This is a genomic window from Haloterrigena salina JCM 13891, assembly GCF_000337495.1.
Lineage (GTDB): Archaea > Halobacteriota > Halobacteria > Halobacteriales > Natrialbaceae > Haloterrigena > Haloterrigena salina.
Map to the genome: position 1 here is coordinate 60,047 of NZ_AOIS01000054.1, position 19,278 is coordinate 79,324.

At 68.2% G+C, this 19,278-nt stretch carries 15 protein-coding genes; 5 read left to right on the forward strand and 10 right to left on the reverse strand.

All coding sequences use genetic code 11. The features are described from left to right. Window positions 1–18: 18 nt before the first annotated feature. Both C477_RS15950 and C477_RS15955 read left to right on the forward strand, forming a co-directional pair. Window positions 19–1,641, forward strand: a complete 1,623-nt coding sequence (locus C477_RS15950; RefSeq protein WP_008895553.1) for an alkaline phosphatase family protein — start codon at window positions 19–21, stop codon at window positions 1,639–1,641. A gap of 2 nt (window positions 1,642–1,643) precedes the next feature. Beyond that, window positions 1,644–2,654 (forward strand): lipid II:glycine glycyltransferase FemX, encoded by a 1,011-nt coding sequence (locus tag C477_RS15955; protein ID WP_008895554.1) that lies wholly within the window; start codon window positions 1,644–1,646, stop codon window positions 2,652–2,654. 33 nt (window positions 2,655–2,687) lie between these two features. On the opposite strand, the gene C477_RS15960 is transcribed toward C477_RS15955, so the two are convergent. Beyond that, window positions 2,688–2,954: a winged helix-turn-helix domain-containing protein gene (locus C477_RS15960; RefSeq protein ID WP_008895555.1), complete on the reverse strand. Its 267-nt coding sequence runs from the start codon at window positions 2,952–2,954 to the stop codon at window positions 2,688–2,690. 500 nt (window positions 2,955–3,454) lie between these two features. Beyond that, window positions 3,455–3,664: a DUF7563 family protein gene (locus tag C477_RS15965; RefSeq protein ID WP_008895556.1), complete on the reverse strand. Its 210-nt coding sequence runs from the start codon at window positions 3,662–3,664 to the stop codon at window positions 3,455–3,457. 391 nt (window positions 3,665–4,055) lie between these two features. On the opposite strand from C477_RS15965, the gene glmU reads away from it, so the two are divergent. Beyond that, entirely contained in the window at window positions 4,056–5,237 is a 1,182-nt protein-coding gene (gene glmU, locus C477_RS15970; protein ID WP_008895557.1) for a bifunctional sugar-1-phosphate nucleotidylyltransferase/acetyltransferase, read from the forward strand. A 448-nt stretch (window positions 5,238–5,685) separates the two neighbouring features. Here glmU and glmS read toward each other — a convergent pair whose 3' ends face one another. After that, window positions 5,686–7,500 (reverse strand): glutamine--fructose-6-phosphate transaminase (isomerizing), encoded by a 1,815-nt coding sequence (glmS, locus tag C477_RS15975; RefSeq protein WP_008895558.1) that lies wholly within the window; start codon window positions 7,498–7,500, stop codon window positions 5,686–5,688. A gap of 865 nt (window positions 7,501–8,365) precedes the next feature. Between glmS and C477_RS15980 the strand changes: the two genes are divergently transcribed. Beyond that, entirely contained in the window at window positions 8,366–8,557 is a 192-nt protein-coding gene (locus tag C477_RS15980; RefSeq protein WP_008895559.1) for a DUF5786 family protein, read from the forward strand. A 164-nt stretch (window positions 8,558–8,721) separates the two neighbouring features. Here the strand turns inward: C477_RS15980 and C477_RS15985 are convergent, their stop codons facing one another. From C477_RS15985 to C477_RS16000, 4 genes are all read right to left on the reverse strand, one after another. Continuing rightward, entirely contained in the window at window positions 8,722–9,420 is a 699-nt protein-coding gene (locus tag C477_RS15985) for a helix-turn-helix domain-containing protein (protein WP_008895560.1), read from the reverse strand. A 248-nt stretch (window positions 9,421–9,668) separates the two neighbouring features. Beyond that, window positions 9,669–12,851 carry a bacterio-opsin activator domain-containing protein gene (locus tag C477_RS15990; protein ID WP_008895561.1) on the reverse strand — a complete coding sequence of 1,061 codons (3,183 nt, stop codon included), beginning with the start codon at window positions 12,849–12,851 and terminating at the stop codon, window positions 9,669–9,671. A 232-nt stretch (window positions 12,852–13,083) separates the two neighbouring features. Then, complete coding sequence (locus C477_RS15995) at window positions 13,084–13,500, reverse strand: universal stress protein (RefSeq protein ID WP_008895562.1); 417 nt, start codon at window positions 13,498–13,500, stop codon at window positions 13,084–13,086. Between the two features lie 74 nt (window positions 13,501–13,574). Then, window positions 13,575–14,684 (reverse strand): DUF354 domain-containing protein, encoded by a 1,110-nt coding sequence (locus tag C477_RS16000; RefSeq protein ID WP_008895563.1) that lies wholly within the window; start codon window positions 14,682–14,684, stop codon window positions 13,575–13,577. A gap of 436 nt (window positions 14,685–15,120) precedes the next feature. On the opposite strand from C477_RS16000, the gene C477_RS16005 reads away from it, so the two are divergent. Beyond that, on the forward strand, window positions 15,121–16,092 hold the full coding sequence (locus C477_RS16005; RefSeq protein ID WP_008895564.1) for a glycosyltransferase: 972 nt from the start codon (window positions 15,121–15,123) through the stop codon (window positions 16,090–16,092). Between the two features lie 114 nt (window positions 16,093–16,206). On the opposite strand, the gene C477_RS16010 is transcribed toward C477_RS16005, so the two are convergent. Genes C477_RS16010 through C477_RS16020 form a run of 3 tightly spaced genes read right to left on the reverse strand, consistent with a single transcriptional unit; the run spans window position 16,207 to window position 19,219 of the window. Further along, window positions 16,207–17,181: an NAD-dependent epimerase/dehydratase family protein gene (locus C477_RS16010; protein ID WP_008895565.1), complete on the reverse strand. Its 975-nt coding sequence runs from the start codon at window positions 17,179–17,181 to the stop codon at window positions 16,207–16,209. Further along, window positions 17,178–18,119, reverse strand: a complete 942-nt coding sequence (locus C477_RS16015; protein ID WP_008895566.1) for a hypothetical protein — start codon at window positions 18,117–18,119, stop codon at window positions 17,178–17,180. Before C477_RS16015 ends, C477_RS16010 begins: the two co-directional genes overlap by 4 nt. Then, window positions 18,116–19,219 carry a Gfo/Idh/MocA family protein gene (locus C477_RS16020; RefSeq protein ID WP_008895567.1) on the reverse strand — a complete coding sequence of 368 codons (1,104 nt, stop codon included), beginning with the start codon at window positions 19,217–19,219 and terminating at the stop codon, window positions 18,116–18,118. Before C477_RS16020 ends, C477_RS16015 begins: the two co-directional genes overlap by 4 nt. Window positions 19,220–19,278: the final 59 nt, after the last annotated feature.

Below are 19,278 nucleotides of genomic sequence, written 5' to 3' on the forward strand. Positions count from 1 at the left end.
AGAGTCCCTCCCGTGTCTATGGGAGCTTCGGCAACCGAAACTGAACTCGAGCTGCTCGTGGTCGGGCTCGACGGCTGCTGTCGATCGGTGCTCGAACCGCTGTTCGAGGCGGACGAGATTCCGACGATCGAGCGGCTGATCGAGACCGGGACGAGCGGCCCATTGGAGTCACAGATCCCGCCGTGGACGGCGAGCGCCTGGCCGTCGGTCTACACGGGAAAGAATCCGGGGAAACACGGCGTCTACGACTTCCTCTCGTTCGACGGCTACGACTGGGACGTGGTGAACGCGACCCACGTCCGGGAGCGGCCGGTCTGGGAGTTACTCGACGAGTACGGCCTCTCGAGCGTCGTCGTCAACGTCCCCGTCACGCATCCGCCGCGGGAATTCGACGGCGCGCTGATTCCGGGCCTGACCGCGCCGGAGAATCCCCCCTGCCATCCGGAAGGGATCCTCGAGGACGTGAAGCTGGCCAGCGACGGCTACCACGTCTATCCGCAGGGGACCGACGCGCCGGACCAGTCGATCGAGAGCTACGAGCGGACGATCGAGGATCGCGGCTCTGCGTTTCGCTACCTCGCTCGACGGATCGAGCCCGAGTTCGGGTTCCTCCAGTTCCAGGCGACCGACACCGTCTTCCACGAGCGGCCGGGCGACAAGGCGGCCATCGAGGCCGTCTACCGTGCGGTCGATCGGCAGCTTCGAGAGACGCTCGCGGAAACCGACCCGGAAAACGTCTTGCTCGTCAGCGATCACGGGATCGGCAAAGTGACCGGCCACGAGTTCCGCGTCAACGAGTTCCTGCGCGAGCAGGGGTACGTCGCGGTCGAGAGCGGCGGCGGCATGCCGAACTGGTCGACGACGTGGGAGAACGAGTTGCTCGAGGGCGAGACGGCCGGCGACGGAGAGACGAGCGCGCTCGAGCGCGCGATGAACGCCGCCGCGAAGGTCGGGATTACGACCCAGCGAGTCGCCGCGGCGCTCGATACGGTCGGACTCAAGGAGCCGATCGGCAAGCGAGTTCCAAACGGCATGATTCAGGCGGCGAGCGAGCGGGTCGACTTCCCCGAATCGACGGCGTACGTCCGCTCGAAGAGCGAACTCGGCGTGCGGATCAACCTCGAGGGCCGCGAACCGAACGGGAAGGTACCCGAATCCGACTACGAAGCGGTCAGATCCGAGCTGATCGACCGGCTCTCGGCCGTTCGAACGCCCGACGGCGAGCCGATGTTCGAGGCCGTCGAGCCGCGGGAGACGTACTTCGAGGGGCCGTACGTGGACGAGGCGCCGGACATTCTGACGGTCCCCGCCGACTTCGACAACGCGATCGTCGCCGACGTCGGCACCGAGCAGTTCGGCGAGCCGATGGAGCCGTGGAACCACAAGCGAACCGGCATTGTCGCCGCCGCGGGGAGCGACGTCGACGAGTCGGTCTCGCTCGGGGGAGCGACGATCTTCGACGTCGCGCCGACGATCTGTGCGCTGTTCGACGTCCCGATCGACGCCGAGATGGACGGCGCGGCGCTGCCGGTCGTCGACGCCGGAGAGGAGACGACGTACCCGGAGTACGAACCAGATCCGATCCGCGCGACCGACGATGGGGCCGTCGAAGACCATCTCTCGGACCTGGGGTATCTCTGACGATGAGTATCGAAGTCACCACGCTCGATCCGCAGACCGACGCCGACGGGTGGAATCGATACGTCGAGCGCTCGGACGGGACGAACCCGTTCTACCGAGCCGAAGCGCTCCGCCTGCAGGCGACGGACACCGGGACGACGCCGCACCTGCTCGCCGGGTTCAAGGGCCAGGAGCCGATCGGGCTCTTCCCCGTCTTCGAGTACGGGAAGGGACCGGTCACCGGCGCGTTCTCGCCGGCGCCGTTCTCGTGGTCCTGTTACCTCGGGCCGGCGCTGCTGAACGTCGACAAACTCAAACAGCGCAAGGCCGACCGCCGAACGCGGCGGTTCCTCGAGGGCTGTCTCGCCTACATCGATCAGGAGCTCTCGCCGCTGTACGCCAAGTTCGTCACCGCCGAGTTCGACGACGTGCGGACGTTCACCTGGAACGAGTACACCGTCGAACCGGGCTACACCTACGTCGTCGACCTCGAGGGGAGCGAGGACGACCTGTTGAAGCGGTTCAGCAGCGACGCGCGGAGCAACGTCCGCAACGCCGACCCGGACGCCTACGTCGTCGAAGAGGGCGACGGGGACGATGTCGAGCGCATCGTCGAGCAGGTCGCGGCCCGCTACGAGAGCCAGGGCAAGCCGTTCCAGCTGAGCACGGAATTCGCCCGTTCGATGCACGAGCAACTGCCCGACGGCGCGATCCGGCCGTACGTCTGTCGGGTCGACGGGACGTTCGTCGGCGGAATCCTCGTGGTCGAATCCGAGCGGACCCGCTACCGGTGGCAGGGCGGGGTCAAACCCGATACCGACGTCGACGTCCCGATCAACGACCTGCTCGACTGGCACGTCATGCGCGACGGCCTTCGCGACGGGCTCGAGCGGTACGACCTCGTCGGCGCCGGCGTCCCGAGCATCAACCGATACAAGGCGAAGTTCAACCCCCGTCTCGAGACGCACTACGAGATCACGTCGGGTTCGTTCGGGATCGATCTGGTGGTCGACCGCTACCAAAAACACAGCTGAGCCCGCGGGTGGAAACCGGCGGCGCTCGGACGGTCAATCGGCGAGCTGATACTTCGACTGCCGGGCGTCCTCGAGGTGGACGCGGCTGGTGACCAGGCCCGCGTCCTCGAGTTTGCCGAGCGCGTACCGGACGGTTCGAGCGCAGAGCCGGGACTCGGCGGCGATCTCTTCCTGAGTCATCGACCCCTCGTACTCGAGGACCTTGTAGACGAGTTTCGAACTGGGCGGCAGTTCGGTCAGCGACTCGGTCGGATCCGGGTCGTCGGTGTCGACCTCGGAGTCGGGTTCGGTCGCGCTCATCGCTGGCCCCGAGCGGTCGACTCGCGTCGCGTTGTGCGGGCGATACCCGGACCGAACGGCGGATCGGCCGACGGTCGGTCCGCGACTGCGGCGGTCCGGTCGGACCGGCGGCCGGAAAGCGGACGAACTGTCTCCATTCGTACCCGGATCAAAACGGGCGGTTCGTATATACGATATCGACAGTTCAGAAATCTAGGGAGCGGCTAACCCGGATATCGAACGGATAATGTGGAGCGAACGATCGACGACGCGCCGGCTCGACTCGGCGGCCGTCGGAGCGGAACGGCGAGGAGCGGTGGCTGTCGACTTCGACGCGGACCGTGGACGGCGGACGGTCGCCGGCCGGGACGACCGCCCGGTCGACGCTCGCGGCCTCGTCGCGGCCCGGTGAGAGCGGGAACCGGCGGCGACGTCGGGACCGACAGCCGGCGATCCGACTGCTCGCGGAGACGGTCGATCGCTCGAGAACGGACGCGGTACCTGACGAACGACGAACGAAATCAGCGGGCTTCCTTCGGGATGAAATCCGACGTTTTCATTTCGCGGTACGTCGCACAGTCGGGACAGGCGTGAACGACGTCGCGGTTATCCCCGAAGACGCGGGCGAACTGACGCGTCACCTGGTTCCCACAGTTGACACAGCGAGGGGCGGTCGTTTCCTGGCCGGACGTCATCGGCGTCCACTTCGCGTCGGTTGGTTCCGTCGACATCAACAACTCGTAGCGACAGAACGGTATTTACTATAGACTGCATAATCCCGCCGCTCGGCCGATCGCACGGATATCAGTCGAGAAAATCAGTCTCGCGAGACTGTTCGACAAACAGCAGTGTTACCCTCTCTCACGGTAGAAATTCAATATTTCTTTGGATTAACGGACTGTTTTACCCGGCGTGAGCGTCGGTTCGGCGACCGATCCCGGAGACGCGTTGCGCGAACGATCGCAGTCGTCCCCGAGCGGAAGTCGGCCGAGGACGAATTCATCGACTGCAATCGGGCGACAGCGGGCCTCGACGGGCCGGAATACGACGGAAACGACCGGAAAACGCCCGACGGCAGTAGTAGCTGTATAATTATCCGGCGAATCCGGGAAGGGACCGTCAATGCAAGCCGTTGTTCTTGCGGCGGGTGAGGGAACGCGAATCAGACCGCTCTCCGCGACGTTACCGAAGCCGATGTTGCCGGTCGCCGACCGGCCGCTGGCCGCCCACACCGTCGACGCGGCCATCGACGCGGGGGCGGACGAGATCGTCCTCGTCGTCGGCTACGAGGCCGAGACCGTTCGCGACTACTTCGGTGACGAATACCGCGGGGTCCCGGTCTCGTACGCGGTCCAGACCGAACAGGCCGGGACGGCCCACGCCGTCGCCGCCGCTAAAGACCACATCGACGGACCATTCGCCGTCCTGAACGGCGACAACCTCTACGATCCGGCGGCGATCGACCGACTGTTCGCGAACTGTCCGGCCGTCGGCGCCGTCGAAGTGGCCGAGCCGCGGAATTACGGCGTCCTCAGCACCGAAGACGGGGTCGTCGACGACATCACCGAGAAACCGTCGGAGCCGCCGACGAACCTCGCCAACGCCGGCGCCTACGCCTTCCCCGAACGCGCCCGCGAGTGGCTCGAGGTCCCCGAAAGCGAGCGCGGCGAACACGAGATCACCGACGTGCTCGCGAGAGTGCTCGATCGGTTCGCGGTGACGCCGATCGCCCTCGACCAGTGGCTCGACGTCGGCCGCCCCTGGGAACTCCTCGCGGCCAACGAGTGGAAGCTCGCCGATCTCGACCGGCGGACCGACGGCCGGGTCAGCGACGACGCCCACCTCGAGGGCGACGTGGTCGTCGAGGAGGGGGCGACGGTGAAACCGGGAACCGTCATCGAGGGACCGGTCCTGATCCGCTCGGGTGCGACCGTCGGGCCGAACGCCTACGTCCAGGGCGCCACGCTGATCGGCGAGGGCGCGGAGGTCGGCAACGCCGTCGAGATCGAGAACAGCGTTCTCTCACGCGACACCTCGGTCAGCCACCTCTCGTACGTCGGCGACAGCGTCCTCGGGCGCGACGTCAACTTCGGCGCCGGGACGACGGTCGCGAACCGACGCCACGACGGGGCGATCGTCGAACTCACCGTCAAGGGCGAGCGCGTCCCGACGGGGCGATGCGAGTTCGGCGTCGTCGCCGGCGACGGCGCCAAGACCGGTATCAACTCGAGTCTGACTCCCGGGCTGAAACTCGCCGCGGGAGCGACGACGCGGCCCGGCGAGGTCGTCGAACGCGACGGATAGCGCGACGCGAACCGCCGGTCCATCGCATCGATCCGGTCGACGGCGTCTGAACGGCGGGACGGGCACCGGAACCATCGGTAGCAAGTGGGGGCTTTATACCACGGCGAATAGCTAGATCGGGTGGAGGGAGTCGATCAGACCCGATACGATCGCGGCAGTCCCCTCCAGCGCGGTTCCGACGGTTCGAGTGCGGGTCGCGGGCTGGAGCCCGACGACGCCGCTCGGAGCCGGAACTATGGGGGTGGTTTCGGTTCCCGCGGCCTCGTCGACTCGTACTCGGTACTCACGCGTTCGATCCGCGAGCAGCGGGTACGACGCGGCCCGGTCAGTTTTCGATTTTCGGTTTTCGCGTATTCGGACGCGACGGTCAGCTACTCGAGTTCGAGTCCGGTCGGACGGAGACGGTCGGGAACAGAGAAAACGAACGGCGGTCGGCCTCGACCGCGGGTTATTCGACGGTGACGCTCTTCGCCAGGTTACGGGGCTTGTCGATCGGTCGGTCGAGGAGGTCGGCCGCGTAGTAGGAGACGAGTTGCAACTGAACGTTCGCGAGCAGTCCCGCGAGGTCGGCGTCGGTCTCCGGAATCTCGAGGTGGGCGTCCGCGACGTCGACGGCCCGGTGGTCTTCGGGGCAGACGGCGACCACGGGCGCGCCGCGGGTCTGCGCTTCCTCGGCGTTTTTCAGCGTCTTCTCGTCCTCCTGACCGGTGAAGATCGCGAAGACCGGCGTATCGGGCGTCACCAGCGCCAGCGGCCCGTGTTTGAGCTCGCCCGAGGCGAACCCCTCGGCGTGCTCGTAGGTGATCTCCTTGAACTTCAGCGCGCCCTCGAGGGCCACCGGGAAGCCGAGTCCGCGGCCGATGAAGAAGTACGACCGGCTATTGTGGTAGCGCTCGGCGATCGCCTCGGCGTCGGTCTCCGCGAGCAGGTCGTCGAGCGCGTCGGGCATCGCGGCCAGTTCAGGCAACAGGGTATCGAGGTCGGCCGGCGGGTCGCCGTGGCGATCGGCGGCGATGCGCTGGCCCAGCAGCGTCAGCATGACGGCCTGGGAGGAGAACGTCTTCGTCGCGGCGACGCCGATCTCGGGGCCGGCCCGGATGAACAGCGCCTCGTCGGCCTCGCGAGCGGCGGTCGAGCCGACGACGTTCGTGACCGTGACGGTCATCGCCCCCTCGGCCTCGGCGCGGCGCAAGGCGTTCAGCGTGTCCGCCGTCTCGCCGCTCTGGGTGACCGCGACTACGAGCGTGTCGTCGTCGACCGGCGGCGCCGAGACGCTGTACTCGTTGGCCAGCAGGGCGGTCGACTCGACGCCGGCCTGTTTCAGCGCGAGCGAGCCGTACAGCGCAGCGTGGTAGGAGGTTCCACAGGCGATGAACTGGACGCTATCGATATCCGCGAACGTTCCGGGATCGAAGTCCGCGAGCGCGATCCGGCCGTTCTGGGTGTCGATCCGTCCCTCCAGGGCCTGACTCAGGGCGGTCGGCTGCTCGTGGATCTCCTTCAGCATGAAGTGGTCGTACTCGCCCTTCCCGGCCTGCTCGGGATCCCATTCGACCGTCTCGGGTTCGCGAACGACCGGGTTTCCGTCGAGGTCCGTGAACTCGACGCCGTCGTCGTCGACGATGACGACGTCGCCGTCCTCGAGGTAGACGACGCTATCGGTGTACTCGAGGAAAGCGGGAACGTCGCTGGCGAGGAAGTACTCGCCGTCCTCCATGCCGACGACCAGCGGCGATCCCTGTCGAGCGGCGTAGAGGACGTGTTCGCCGGAGAGCATCGCCGTGACGGCGTAGCTTCCCTCGAGTTCGTCGATGGCGCGGCGGAAGGCCGCCTCGTTGTCCATCCCCTCGTCGAGATAGAACTGGATGAGATGGGGGATGACCTCGGTGTCGGTATCGCTGGTGAACTCGTGGCCGTAGTCGGCCAGTTCGGACTTGAGCTCGGCGTAGTTCTCGATGATGCCGTTGTGGACGACGGCGACGTCTTTCGTCTCGTCGGTGTGCGGGTGGGCGTTCTCGTCGGTCGGCGGGCCGTGGGTACTCCAGCGCGTGTGCCCGATCCCGACCGAGCCCTCCAGCGGCGTGTCGTCGATCGACTCGCGCAGCTCGTCGACCTTGCCGGAGCGCTTTTCGACGTTGATTCCCGATCCGTTCTGGACGGCGATGCCGGCCGAATCGTAGCCGCGGTACTCGAGGTTCTCGAGGCCGGTCAACAGCGATTCGAAGGCGTTTCCGTCGCCGACGCGGCCGATGATTCCACACATCGACGGTCACCCCCCGTACGGTCGTCCGGGAGCGCGGCCCCCCCGGAGCGCCACAGCAGTTATCGAACGGGACGTCGCAGTTGCGGAGACGGGAGATCGAACGGCCGCTCGCGATAGCGCCATCGATCGGTGCGCTTCCGGGGCGACTGTTCGAGACGGCGGGCGGTACACGGACATATTGCAACCCTTCCCAGCAGCACTCATTACTATAGACGGACTACTGGAGGCGGTAGTTGACGGGTAACAGTCGATCTCGGCTCTCCCTCCCCGATATACGAATTCGGGACACTCATCGATTCGACCACGTTTCGAACATATCCGTGCAATTCGAGCAGAAAAACCGGCGATAATTCGTCCGAAGCCGGGTTCTATAACCAGTATGTCAACCAAACAACAAACAGTTACTGCGTACGGAACCGCAACCGAACGGGCGGACCGAGACCGACGAAAACAGCACGGAACGCGCCGACGATAGCGGCTTCGGATCTCAGGCTCGCGGAGACTCGCGAGAGAGCGCGATCGAGTCCCTACTGATAGCGGGGGTCGTAAAGGAAACACTATCAAGAATGAATCGATCGACCGGGACCTCCGGTTCCCGGTGTAGCCGGTCCGTTCTCCCCATCGGCACCCATCACGCGACGAGATCCCGCGGACTCCGCAGCGCGCAACCCGAGGCCGGAACCGACCGGCGAACACACCGGGGTTCCGGTCGAAACCACCGGCGGGCGCGGCGGCGGCGGCGGTCCGGAAACGCGGTCGGGCGACCCGGGCGGCGCCGTCACGTCGGCGACCCGAAATGTGGGGATTCGCCGCGGGGACGCATCGAATCGGCACACCTTTGGTAGTCGCTGGTGAAGTGCGTGTTATGGGTTTTGGTAGCTACGACGAATCCGAGCAACAGCAGCAGACGGCGGACGACGAGGACGATGTCGAAGCCGTCAACGTCCACGAAAACGATCACGACGGACAGCTGTCGTTCGAGTCCGACGCCTCGACCGACGAGCTCGTTTCGCAGCTCGGCTCGATGAAAGACGACGAGGACGAGACCGAGGAATAAGACTCGAGGATCGGCGGGGCGCGACGACGAACGGGGCCGGGTCGGCGAGCGGACCCGATTCGAAGCCGAATTTTCTCATTTCGTGCGCGCGTATCGCGACCGATCGGCAGGACACTAAGAATAGAACACGTAGCTGCCGGCTCAGTACAAGACGGAGCGACGGCTCAGCAGAGTTTCGACGCACAGAGTTCGCCGATCGCACGTCGGAGCCGCTGGGAGACCGCGGACTTCGAGACGCCGAGCCGGTCGGCTAGTTCGTCCTGGGAGATGCCGCGGGGAACGTCGAAGTAGCCCTCCTCGTGGGCGACGGCCAGCAGTTCCTCCTGTTTTTCCGTCAGGGCGACGACACAGTCGTCCTCGTCGTCGGAGAGTCGCAGGTGGTCGACCGTAACCGAGATATCGCGGTCGCGGCAGTGGTCGTTGAACGAGACGAGATCGTCCCGGCTCGGGAACTGGAGCTGGACGCGCCAGCCGTCTCGGGAACTCGAGAGGTCAAGCAGTCGGCCGCCGACTTCGGCCGTCGCCGCGATGAACGTCACCGCTCGGTCGGTGAGTTCGACCCGGTAGACGCGCCGGTCGGGGTAGCGGTCCGCGAGCACCGGATCGGTGACCGTCGGATCCAGCTCGAGCGCCGACTCGAAGTCCTCGAACGAGTCGCCGGAGACGCTACAGAAGACGAGCGTCCGACCCGCGCCGACGGTGGTCCAGTACTCGGGCTCGACGGTGACGTCGGTCGCCCGACGGAGGGTCGGTCGCAGGAACAGCGACGAGTGGTCGAGGCGAAGTTGGGTGACGATGCCGCCGTCGGCCTGCGACCGAATTCCCGTGCGGTCGTCCTCGTACTCGGTGACGTCGATGCTCACAGATTGATCCCTCCTGCCGGATACCGGCTGTAATTCCTCGTTACCGCGAACTCGCTCATCGACTACTGAATTCGGCCGCGAGTACATGGTGGTAGACGCTATACACGGAACCGGTGCCGGTGAGACCCCCTATATCTATTCACGCGTCGTCGTTCCTGAACGTCGGTCGGCGGAAGAAATAGTGCCTTACACACCGATTCGCCGATTTAAGCCGCAGTAAGCCGCTAATACCCACACGGGTTTTGATACTATTCCTCGGCGGCGTCGGGTCGCTCGTCGAACAGCAACGCGAAGACCTTCCGCTGGGCCAGCCGCAGGTGGCGGCTGAACGTCGGCTGGGAGACGCCGAGCGAATCGGCAATCTCCTCGCCGGTGCTCTCGCGGGGCCACTCGAAGAAGCCGCCGTAGTAGGCGGTCTCGAGGGTCCGGAGCTGTCGCTCCGAGAGCCGCGTGCGGAGTTCGGCGTCGAACGCGCGGGCGGGCTGGACCGACCGGTCGCGTTCCCGGCGAGCGACCAGGTTCGCCCCCGGCTGGCGGCGCTCGATCAGGCGGACGAACGACCGGACGTCGACCGTGCTCGAGAGGTCGACGACGAGTCGTGTGCGATCGTCGACCGGGACGACGGAGCGCAACACGCCGCCGTGCTCGGCGAGGGTCGTCGCGAGCGTCGAGGTCGTGAGGACGAGTTCGAGCAGCGACGCGTCCGGCCGCTCGCCGACGATCCGTCCGGATTCGACGCCCGACACCGGTTCGACGGCCGCTCGGAGCGCGTCCTCGGTGACGTCGGTCGCGGTACAGAACACCGTCGAACCGGACGACGATCGCGGAACGACGGCCTCGACGTCGAGTCGGCGATCGAGTCGGTGGCCGACGGCCGACAGGGGCTCGTCGGCCCCCTGCAGGACGATCTCGAGTTCGGTGACGCGCTCGGAGAGCAGCGCCCGTTTGCGCTCGACGGCGGCGATCGCGTGGCTGGTGACCGTCGCGAGGTGGGTACAGACCGCCCGCGCGGCGTCGTCGAACGCCGCCGGCTGCTCAGCGTAGACGGTGAGGGTGCCGTAACAGAAGTCGTCGATCGCCAGCGGAACGCTCAGCGCGGATCGGAACTCGCGTTCGGCGGTCAGACGGTCCCACGCCTCGGTCGCGTCGGCGGCGTCGACGTCCGCAGCGGCGGTCGGCTCGAGCGCCGTCGCCGCTCTCGCGGTCGGATGCGTCGATCCGCCGTTGCCGTCCATCGGGACCGACAGCGACTCGATCGCGTCGCCGCTCCGCCCGGCCCAGGCATCGGGCGTGATGCGGTCGGAGCCGGCCGAGACGTCGCCGATCCAGGCCAAGTCGATCGTGCCGGGGGCCTCCTCGAACGAGAGGGAAACGAGCGCCTCGCAGAGCGAGGACTCGATCTCGCGGCGCGTCTCGCCGGCGAGCAGCGTCCGCTCGATCTCGCGGAGCCGGCGACAGCGGTCGACGACGGACTCGAGGCGCTCGAGCTTCGTCCGACACGACTGCGCCGACGCCGCGCCCTCGAGGCCCTCGAGGGCCGTCGCGGCCGCGTCGACGACGATCTCGAGCGGGAATCGGTCGCGCTCCCCGAAGGCCATCGGCTCGGTGCTCGTCGCGAGCACCACGCCGCGGTCGCCGACCGGGACGGCGACGACCCGTTCGGCTCTGATTCCGGCACTTGCGAGCACGGACTCGAGTTCCGAGCGATCGAAGGCGACGGCCGTTCCCGTTCCTCGTCCCGCCTCGTCGGTATCGGTCTCCGCTTCGGCCTCGGCGAGGCGCTCGAGCAGCTCGGTCTCGTCGGGATCGATCGGCGGCAGGTCGACCGAACCGGCGGCCGACGCCGTTTCGACCGCCGCCGGCCTGAGACGGTCGTCCTCCCGGAGGTACCACGCGGCGAGGTCGGCGCCCGCACAGGTCAGCGCCGCGTCGACGGTCGCCCGCCGAACGGTGGCCGGCGAGTCGGCGGCCCGGATCGTCGCGACCGTCTCCCCGACGGTCGACAGCGCGGCCGCCGCCGAACGGCGCCTGTCGCGGACGACACAGAGGACCCGGTCGTCCGAGAGCGGCGCCACGAAGACGTCGACCGCCCGTCCGTCGAGGGCGAGCGTCCCCGAGAGCGGCTCCATCCACCTGGCGACCGTCGCCGACGCCCGTTCGCGAACCGCCGCGGCGAGGTCGTCGTCGAAGAGCGCGTCCAGTTCCCGGCCGACCAGCGGCTCCGCGTCGGCGGACTCGAAGAGGCCGGCGCTGGCGAAGCGGATCGTCGACCCCTCGAGCACGACGAGTCCGTCCTCGACGGCGTCGACGACCGACTCGAGGAGGTCGAGCCGCTCGCGATCGACGGGAGAGGCCGCGGCGTCCGCCTCGCGCGCGTACACAGTGACACCGTCCGCGCCGGGATGGACGGACACCGACATCCGGGTCTCGAGGGACGGATACGGGGTCTCGAAGGTGACGACCCGCTCCGTCGCGGCCGCCTCCTGGAGCCGTTCGGCGAACCGGCCGCGAACGGCGTCGTCGAGGAGGTCCCAGACGACGGTTCCGGGCTCGACCGATCCGTCGGCGTCGAACAGCCGATCGGTGGCCGCGTTGGCGTAGCGGAGCTCCCAGGCCGGTCCGAGGGAGAACACCGGCTCGTCGAACCGGTCGAGCGCCCGTCGAGCGGGACCGTCCGGGTCGCGGGCCAGCGCGGCCTCGAGCGTGCACACGAGCCCGTCGACGGCGCGGTCGCCGAGCCGGTTGGTACAGCGCAGGTCGTAGACGCGCCAGGTCCCGTCGGCGTGACCGAGCCGGACGGTCTCGCGTTCGGTCGCCCCGAACGCGGCCGCCGCCGCGGTCTCGAGGAGGTCGGTCGCCGACTCGCGGTCCTCGGGGTGGACGAGTCGCGCCAGCGGCGTCCGCTCGAGTTCGGTCGGCGCGTACCCCAGCCGCGGTTCGACCGCCGGACTGACGCGCTCGAGGTCGCCGTCCGCATCGACCACCCAGACGAGCGCGTCGGAGCGATCGAGCAGCGACCCGTCGCGACGGTTCGGGGCGGTCTCGAGACGATAGCGATCGGCCAGGTTCCTGACCCGCGTCGCGACGAGCGACGGCGGATCGTCGGCTTCGACGACGTCGGTCGCGCCTGCCTCGAGGGCCGCTTCGGCGGCCGTCCCGTCGACGACGGCGACGACGGGCACCTCGTCGTTCCGGTCGCGGACGGCCGCGAGCGGCGACGGATCGGCCCCCGCCTCGAACGGACAGACGACGCAGTGGATCTCGAGTTGCGCGAGCCGCTCGAGGGCGGTCGCGAGCGTCCGCTCCCTGACGATCGAGATCGACTCGAGCTGCGAGGAGAGGGCGTCCGTCGCGTCGTCGATCCGCCGCGCGTCGCCGACGACGAGCACCCGGAGGACGTCGCCGGCGACGGTCGCGGTCCCGTCGCTCATCGTCCGATCGCCTCCGCTGGCGAACGCCGGGGACGCGGCTGCGCAAAACCGACCCGGAGCGGCCGGCGGTCCGGTCGATCGGCCGCCGAGCGCCCGCGACTCGTCGGAAACCGTACGGCCACGATAGCGCGGGATTCTGGATCGCGGTGGTTAATTATCGATTCCGTACCCGGAGTGTAATCCGTCATTAGCGGCGGATCGCCGCCCAGCCCTCGCGAACGAGGCGCTACGACTACTCTCGAACGGTGACGACCGGAACCGTCGCGTTCCGGACGACCTCCTCGGCGACGCTGCCGGTGACCAGGTGATCGAGTCCCGAGCGGCCGTGGGTCCCCATGACGATCAGATCGATCGCGTTCGTCTCGGCGACGTCGACGATCTCCTCCTGGGGGACGCCGTGACGGACGACGGTGGACGTATCGACCCCGCGCGACTCGGCGGTCCGTTCGGCCTCCTCGACGGCCTCGTTGGCCTCCGCCTGGTGGTCCGTTCGCATCTCGTCCTGTTTATCCGTCGCCTGGGGGCCGTCTTCGGACACCGAGAGGAGGTGGAGCTTGGCTCCGAGTTGGTCGGCGAGTTCGATCGCGTGTTCGGTCGCTCGACGAGCGGCGTCGCTCCCGTCGGTCGCGAGCAGAATGTTCTGATACATCGTGTGGCTGAACAGTCAACGGACGGGCGGTTACATATCGCACTTGCCGTTGCCGGCCGAGCGTTCCGACCGTCTCAGAGCTGCGGCTGCTCGCGCCGTTTGGGCTGTAATGCGCCGCGGGTCGGCGAACTGAGCCGGTCGATAGCGCCGCGGGACAGGGCGACCTCGACGAGCAGATCGGAGAGGTTCACCAGCTCGGCGACGTACTCCTGACGTCGGCGCTCCCAGCGTTCGCCGACGCCGTCGTCCGCGAGGATCTCGAGCGAGCGGTCGCGAACCGCGGCGTAGTCGTCGAACTGCTCGGCGAGACCGGCGCGCTCGAGTTCCTGGAACTCGCCGTACTCGTGGTCGTCGGTGCCCCGGTAGCGGAACGCGGGCGTGCCAAGGAGCGCGGCCTCGTTGACCATCGTCCCCGTGTCCGCGACCAGCAGATCGGCCTCGGCCATCGCGTCGTGGATCATGGCGGGGTGGAGGTCGTACGGCCGCGCGGGAAGCTCGCTGAGGTCCATCTCGTCACCCTCGTCGGAGACGAAGACGGTCGCGTGCTCGCTCAGGCGCTCGATCAGATCGCGGCGCTGCTCGGGGCGGAACCCCTCGAGGTCGGTGTCGTGGAGGGCGTCGAGGGCGTTGAACCGGACGAGGACGTACGGCTCGTCCGGGTCGACGCCGAGGAACTCGCGGACGTTCGCGTCCGGCTCGAACACGTCGGGGTGGAGGTACGAACACTCGATGAACCCCTGAAAGGTGTAGTGGTCGTCGCCGAGATCGCGCCGCGTGACGGCGGGCGAGAGGATACAGTCGGCGAAGGGCCGGGAGACGGTGTGGTTGAAATCGCCCGGCTCGTCGTCGAGGACGAGGACGACCGGCGTGCGGGTCAACGTTCCCGCGTACGCGGCGTAGGGGCCGCGGCCGAAGACGACGTCCGGATCGAACCGCAGCGCCTCGCGACCGATCGTGTAGAACTGGCCGCCGAGCTCGCGGGCGAATCTGGCCGTCGAGTAGCCGTCGGTCTCGTGCTCGCCGTACACCCGATATGGCATGCCGAAGAACTCGAGTAAGTCCGTCGTACAGGCGTACTCCCGAGTCAACACGAGCACGTCGTGTCCCGCGTCCGCGAGGCGGTCGACGGCGTGTCGGTACAGATGAACGTGTGCGGGCGTATTGGCAAAGACGAGGATCCGCATCGATAGAGCGTAGCCCGGAGCGACGTTTTGTAATAGGACGGCTACGTCGATCGGGCCGGCGAGAGCGACGATCGCCGCCGTCGCGAGCCTCGGCGCGCGCTTTTCTCGGCGAAACGCGGCTCGCGGAGTGTTGGATACGGGGAAGGGGTGTGACGAGCGCGCGAAATCAGCGGTCGACTACCGATTCGGCGTCGATCCGGCTCCGTCCAACGGACGGGTTCTGGCGGGGTGAACGGACGATTCTGAGCCGCGACAGCGCCGTGGAAAATATATAAGAGTAGGTGAAGATAACCCGAGCGCTAGCGATCGTTTCGTCGTCGAGGACGGAATTCTCAGTCCGATTACCGGAGGTAGACGGCGATTGATCGGACCCGCGACGGGGCTGACCGCTCTATAACAAAACGCCGCCGGTCGGTAGACTCGGGGAGAGTCGGCAATGGACGTCCTCACCCTCACGGCGAACGCCGACGCACCGTTTATGAACCAGCAGATGGCGGCGCTCGAGGAGCGCGGCGTCTCCTTTACGACGCTGCCGGTCGCCGGGGAGGTCGCCGCCGACGTCGATCGCAGTCCGGTCGACTACCTCCGGACCGTCCCCGACGTGATCCGCGAGGCGGGCAACGGCTACGACCTGATCCACGCCCACTACGGGCTGACGGCGCCGATGGCCCTCGCCCAGCTGCGGACGCCGGTGGTGCTGTCACTGTGGGGATCGGACGTTCACGGCCCGGTCAAACCGGTCAGCAGTGTCTGCGCGCCGCTTTGCGACGAGGTCGTCGTCATGTCCAGAGAGATGCGCGAGGAACTCGGCCGCGACTGTCGGATCATCCCCGACGGCGTCGATCTGGACCGGTTTCAGCCGGAACCCCGAGAACGGGCCCGCGAGAAGGTCGGATGGGACGACGTCGGCGACGCCTATCAGGTGCTGTTCCCCTACCCGCCCGAGCGCGGCGTCAAGAACTACCCGCGGGCGAAGCGGATCGTCAAGGCGGCCGACGACCTGCTCGAGCGACCGGTCGAACTCCGGACCGTCTACGGCGTCGACCACGGCGCGGTCCCCGACTACATGAACGCCGCCGACGCGCTCCTGTTGACCTCCGACAGCGAGGGGTCGCCGAACTCGGTCAAGGAGGCGCTGGCCTGCGACCTGCCCGTGGTCGCCCTCGACGTCGGCGACGTCCGGGAACGACTGGCCGGCGTCGATCCCTCCAGCGTCGCGACCGACGACGCCGAACTGGTCGAGGGGCTGGTGGACGTCCTGGGACGCGAGGAGCGCTCGAACGGCCGCGAGGCCGCCCGCGAGGTGAGCATCGAGCGGACCGCCGATCGGATGCTCGACGTCTACGAGACGGTCGCCGGCGAGCCGGTGACGACCCGGCCCGCTCGAGAAGCGCCGGAACTCGAGTGAATCGCCGCTCCGAGGACGTACAACGGACTCGAAATTCTGGCAAAAGACGCGAACGAAAACCTTCCGCCGCCGCTGTCACTCGCCGATAGCTGCCGGCTTCTCCGTTCGGCGCGCCTACGCTTCCGTCCGGTACCACTCGAGGGTCTCCGGCAGGTGGTCCTCGATCGGCCGGTACTCGTAGCCCAGTTCGGCCTGGGCCTTCCGCGAGGTGTAGAAGAGCCGCTCGGTCGCCAGCCGGGCCATCTGGCGGTCGAACGGGAACACGCGCACGTCGGCGACGGCGCTGGCCGCCTCGGCGACCGGGCCGGCGGCGTGGATCGCCGTCGCGGGCACCTGGATCCGGGCCGGAGAGCCGTCGGCCGCGTTGGCGATCCGCGAGACCGCCTGCCGGTAAGTGAGATTCTCGCCCCCGAGGATGTAGTGGTCGCCGCTGGCGCCCCGCTCGGCGGCCAGCAGCAGGCCGTCGACGACGTCCGAGACACCGACGATGCTCAGGCCGCCGGGGAGGTAGGCGGGCATCGTCGGCTCGAGGCCCATCGAGAGCAACTGGACGGTGAACTCCTCGTCGCCGGGGCCGAAGATCGACGTCGGGTGAACGGTGACGGCGTCGCCGCCGTCGGCCGCGTAGTCGTCGACCAGCCGCTCGGCCACCGCCTTCGACTCCTGGTAGGCGCCGATCGGTTCGGTGACGTCGCTCTCGTCGGCGAACGCCGCGTCGCCGTCGGGTCGGCGCGTCCCGGACGTGCTCGTGAAGACGAGTCGCCCGCAGTCGGCGTCCCGGCAGGCCGCGAGGACGTTCTCGGTGCCGTCGGCGTTGACCCGATAGACGGTCTCGGGGCCGGCGGTCCAGAGCCCGATTCCGGCCAGGTGGAAGACGACGTCGACGCCGTCGACGAGTTCGTGCAGCGTCGGAACGTCGAAGAGGTCACCGACGTACCAGTCGATATCGGCGTCTGCGAGGTCGCCCCGGTCCGACGAGGGGCGGCTCAGGCCGCGGACGTCCCAGCCGTCCGCGAGCAGCCGCTCGCAGAGGTGGGTGCCGAGAAAGCCAGTCGCACCGGTGACGGCGGCGGTCTTGCCGCCCGTCATCGCTGCTCGAGCTGTGGCGGAACGGCGTCGCCGGCCACTGCGGCGTACAGTCGGTAAGCGGTCGTGACGGCGGGGTGGGTATCGTCCCGCGGCGGCAGTCCGCCCTCGGGCAAGCGGCGTCTGAGCGCCGCGAGGTCGACCTCGGCGTCGGGATCGTCCGCGGCGCTCTCGAGGGAGATCGACGGCTCGTCGTCGCCGTGTATCTGCCGAAGCACGGGGTCTTCCTCGATCGATCGCTCGAGCAGCGACGAGCCGATTGCGTCCACCTGCGCCGTCGGCCCCGCGAACAGCGCGTCGGCCGCGACGGGGTCGCCGCTGTAGACGGTCGTCGCGTCCAGTACAGAGAGGGCCGGCTCGATAGCCTGCGTCGCCGCGACGGCGGTGGGGTCGGCGTCGGCGACGCTGCTCACGAGCCGACCGAGCGCGCGGCTGCCACCGGCGACGGGGCCGGCTTCGGTCGGCCGCAGCGTGGGCACGACGACGACGGTGCTCTCGACGAGCCGGTCGGGGACCGACACCGACACCTGCTCGTCGCCGACGGCGACGACCGTGTTGCGCCGGCCGCCGTCCGCGAGGTCGACGAGGTCGACGTCGAACCGTTCGGCGACGGCCGGATAGTCCAGGTAGGCGGCGGTTCGATCGAACGCGATCCGCTCGTCGCTCGCGCCCGCGATGGCAACGTCGGCGTCGGTCCAGGTCCCGAGCCGTCCGGCGATCGAGCCGACGACCGCGGGGTCGGTGACCATCCCCGAGGACGGGTGGAACGGGTAGTGGACGTCGGGAACGAGCGTGATCCGATCGCCCGCCGTCAGCGAGCTGACGTAGGGCTCGAGGACCGTGCGGACCGGCGACTCGAGGGTCCCCAGCCGGCGGTCGACATCGGGCGTCCAGCCGCCGCGTCGATCGGGATCGTCGACGCCGGTCACGTGGACGCTCACGGCATCACCTCCGGCGTCTCGATATCTGAGTCGTCGCTCTCGGCTGCCAGTTCGTAGGCGGCCTCGGCGAGTTCCAGCGTCCGCCGGCCGTCGGCGCCGTCGACCGGCGGCCGCTCGTCGTTACGGACGGCCTCGCAGAAGTCTTCCAGCGCGTCGTAGTGGGCCTGCAGGTAGAAGGCGGGGCCGAAGACGTCGGGCTCGTCGCCGGTGAACCGGCTCGCGACGTTCGAGAGCGCGGACTTGGCCGCGCCCGCGTAGAAGTTGTCCCGGAGGTGGTCCCGGTTGCTGACCGTCCCCGTCACGCCCTCGAGGCGCAGCCGGGTGTTGACCTCGGGGAGTTGCTCCCACTGGTAGGTACCGCAGTGGAGCGTGATCGTCGTCTCCGTCTCCGGGGCCCGGAGGAGGACGGTGGCGGCGTCCTCGGCGGGAATGTCGAGGGTTCGACCCATCGTCGCGTCTCGGACCTCGAGGTCGCCGAACAGCCACTCGAGGAGGTCGAAACAGTGGACGCCGAGTTCGACCAGCGAGCCGCCGCCGGCGGCGTCGGGATCCATCGGCCACTCCGGCGGCGCCTCGTCGGCCGGCGGCTTCCCCAGCGGGTGGTCGTTGAGCCGCGTGATCGAGGCGTAGGGCACGTGGCCGACGCTGCCTTCGTCGTACTCGTCTTTCACGCCGACCATGTCGGGCTGGTAGCGCAGCGTGTGGTCGACGCCGACGGCGATCCCCGCCTCCCGGGCCGTCTCGAGCATCCGGTCGGCCTCCTCGGTCGACCGCGCCAGCGGTTTCTCGACGAAGACGTCGACGCCCTCCTCGGCGGCGCGTTCGACCGCGTCGGCGTGGAGAAACGGCGGGAGCGCGACGATCGCCGCGTCGAGGTCCTCGTGTTCCAGCAGCGTCGTGTAGTCGTCGTACGTCCGCGCTACGCCGGCGCTATCGGCCCGGTCGCGGTTTTCCGGGACCGCGTCGGCCGCCGCGACGACCTCCACGCCGGGCATCGAAAGCGCCGACTTCAGGTGAACCATGCCGATGTTCCCGACGCCGAGCACGCCGAGTTCGAACGCGCTCGAGTCGGTCCATCGACGCAGAACTGTCGGTGGCATCTGCCCGAAAACGGGCCGGGAGCGGGCTTTGTTATCGTCGGCATACCTACGGTCCGAAG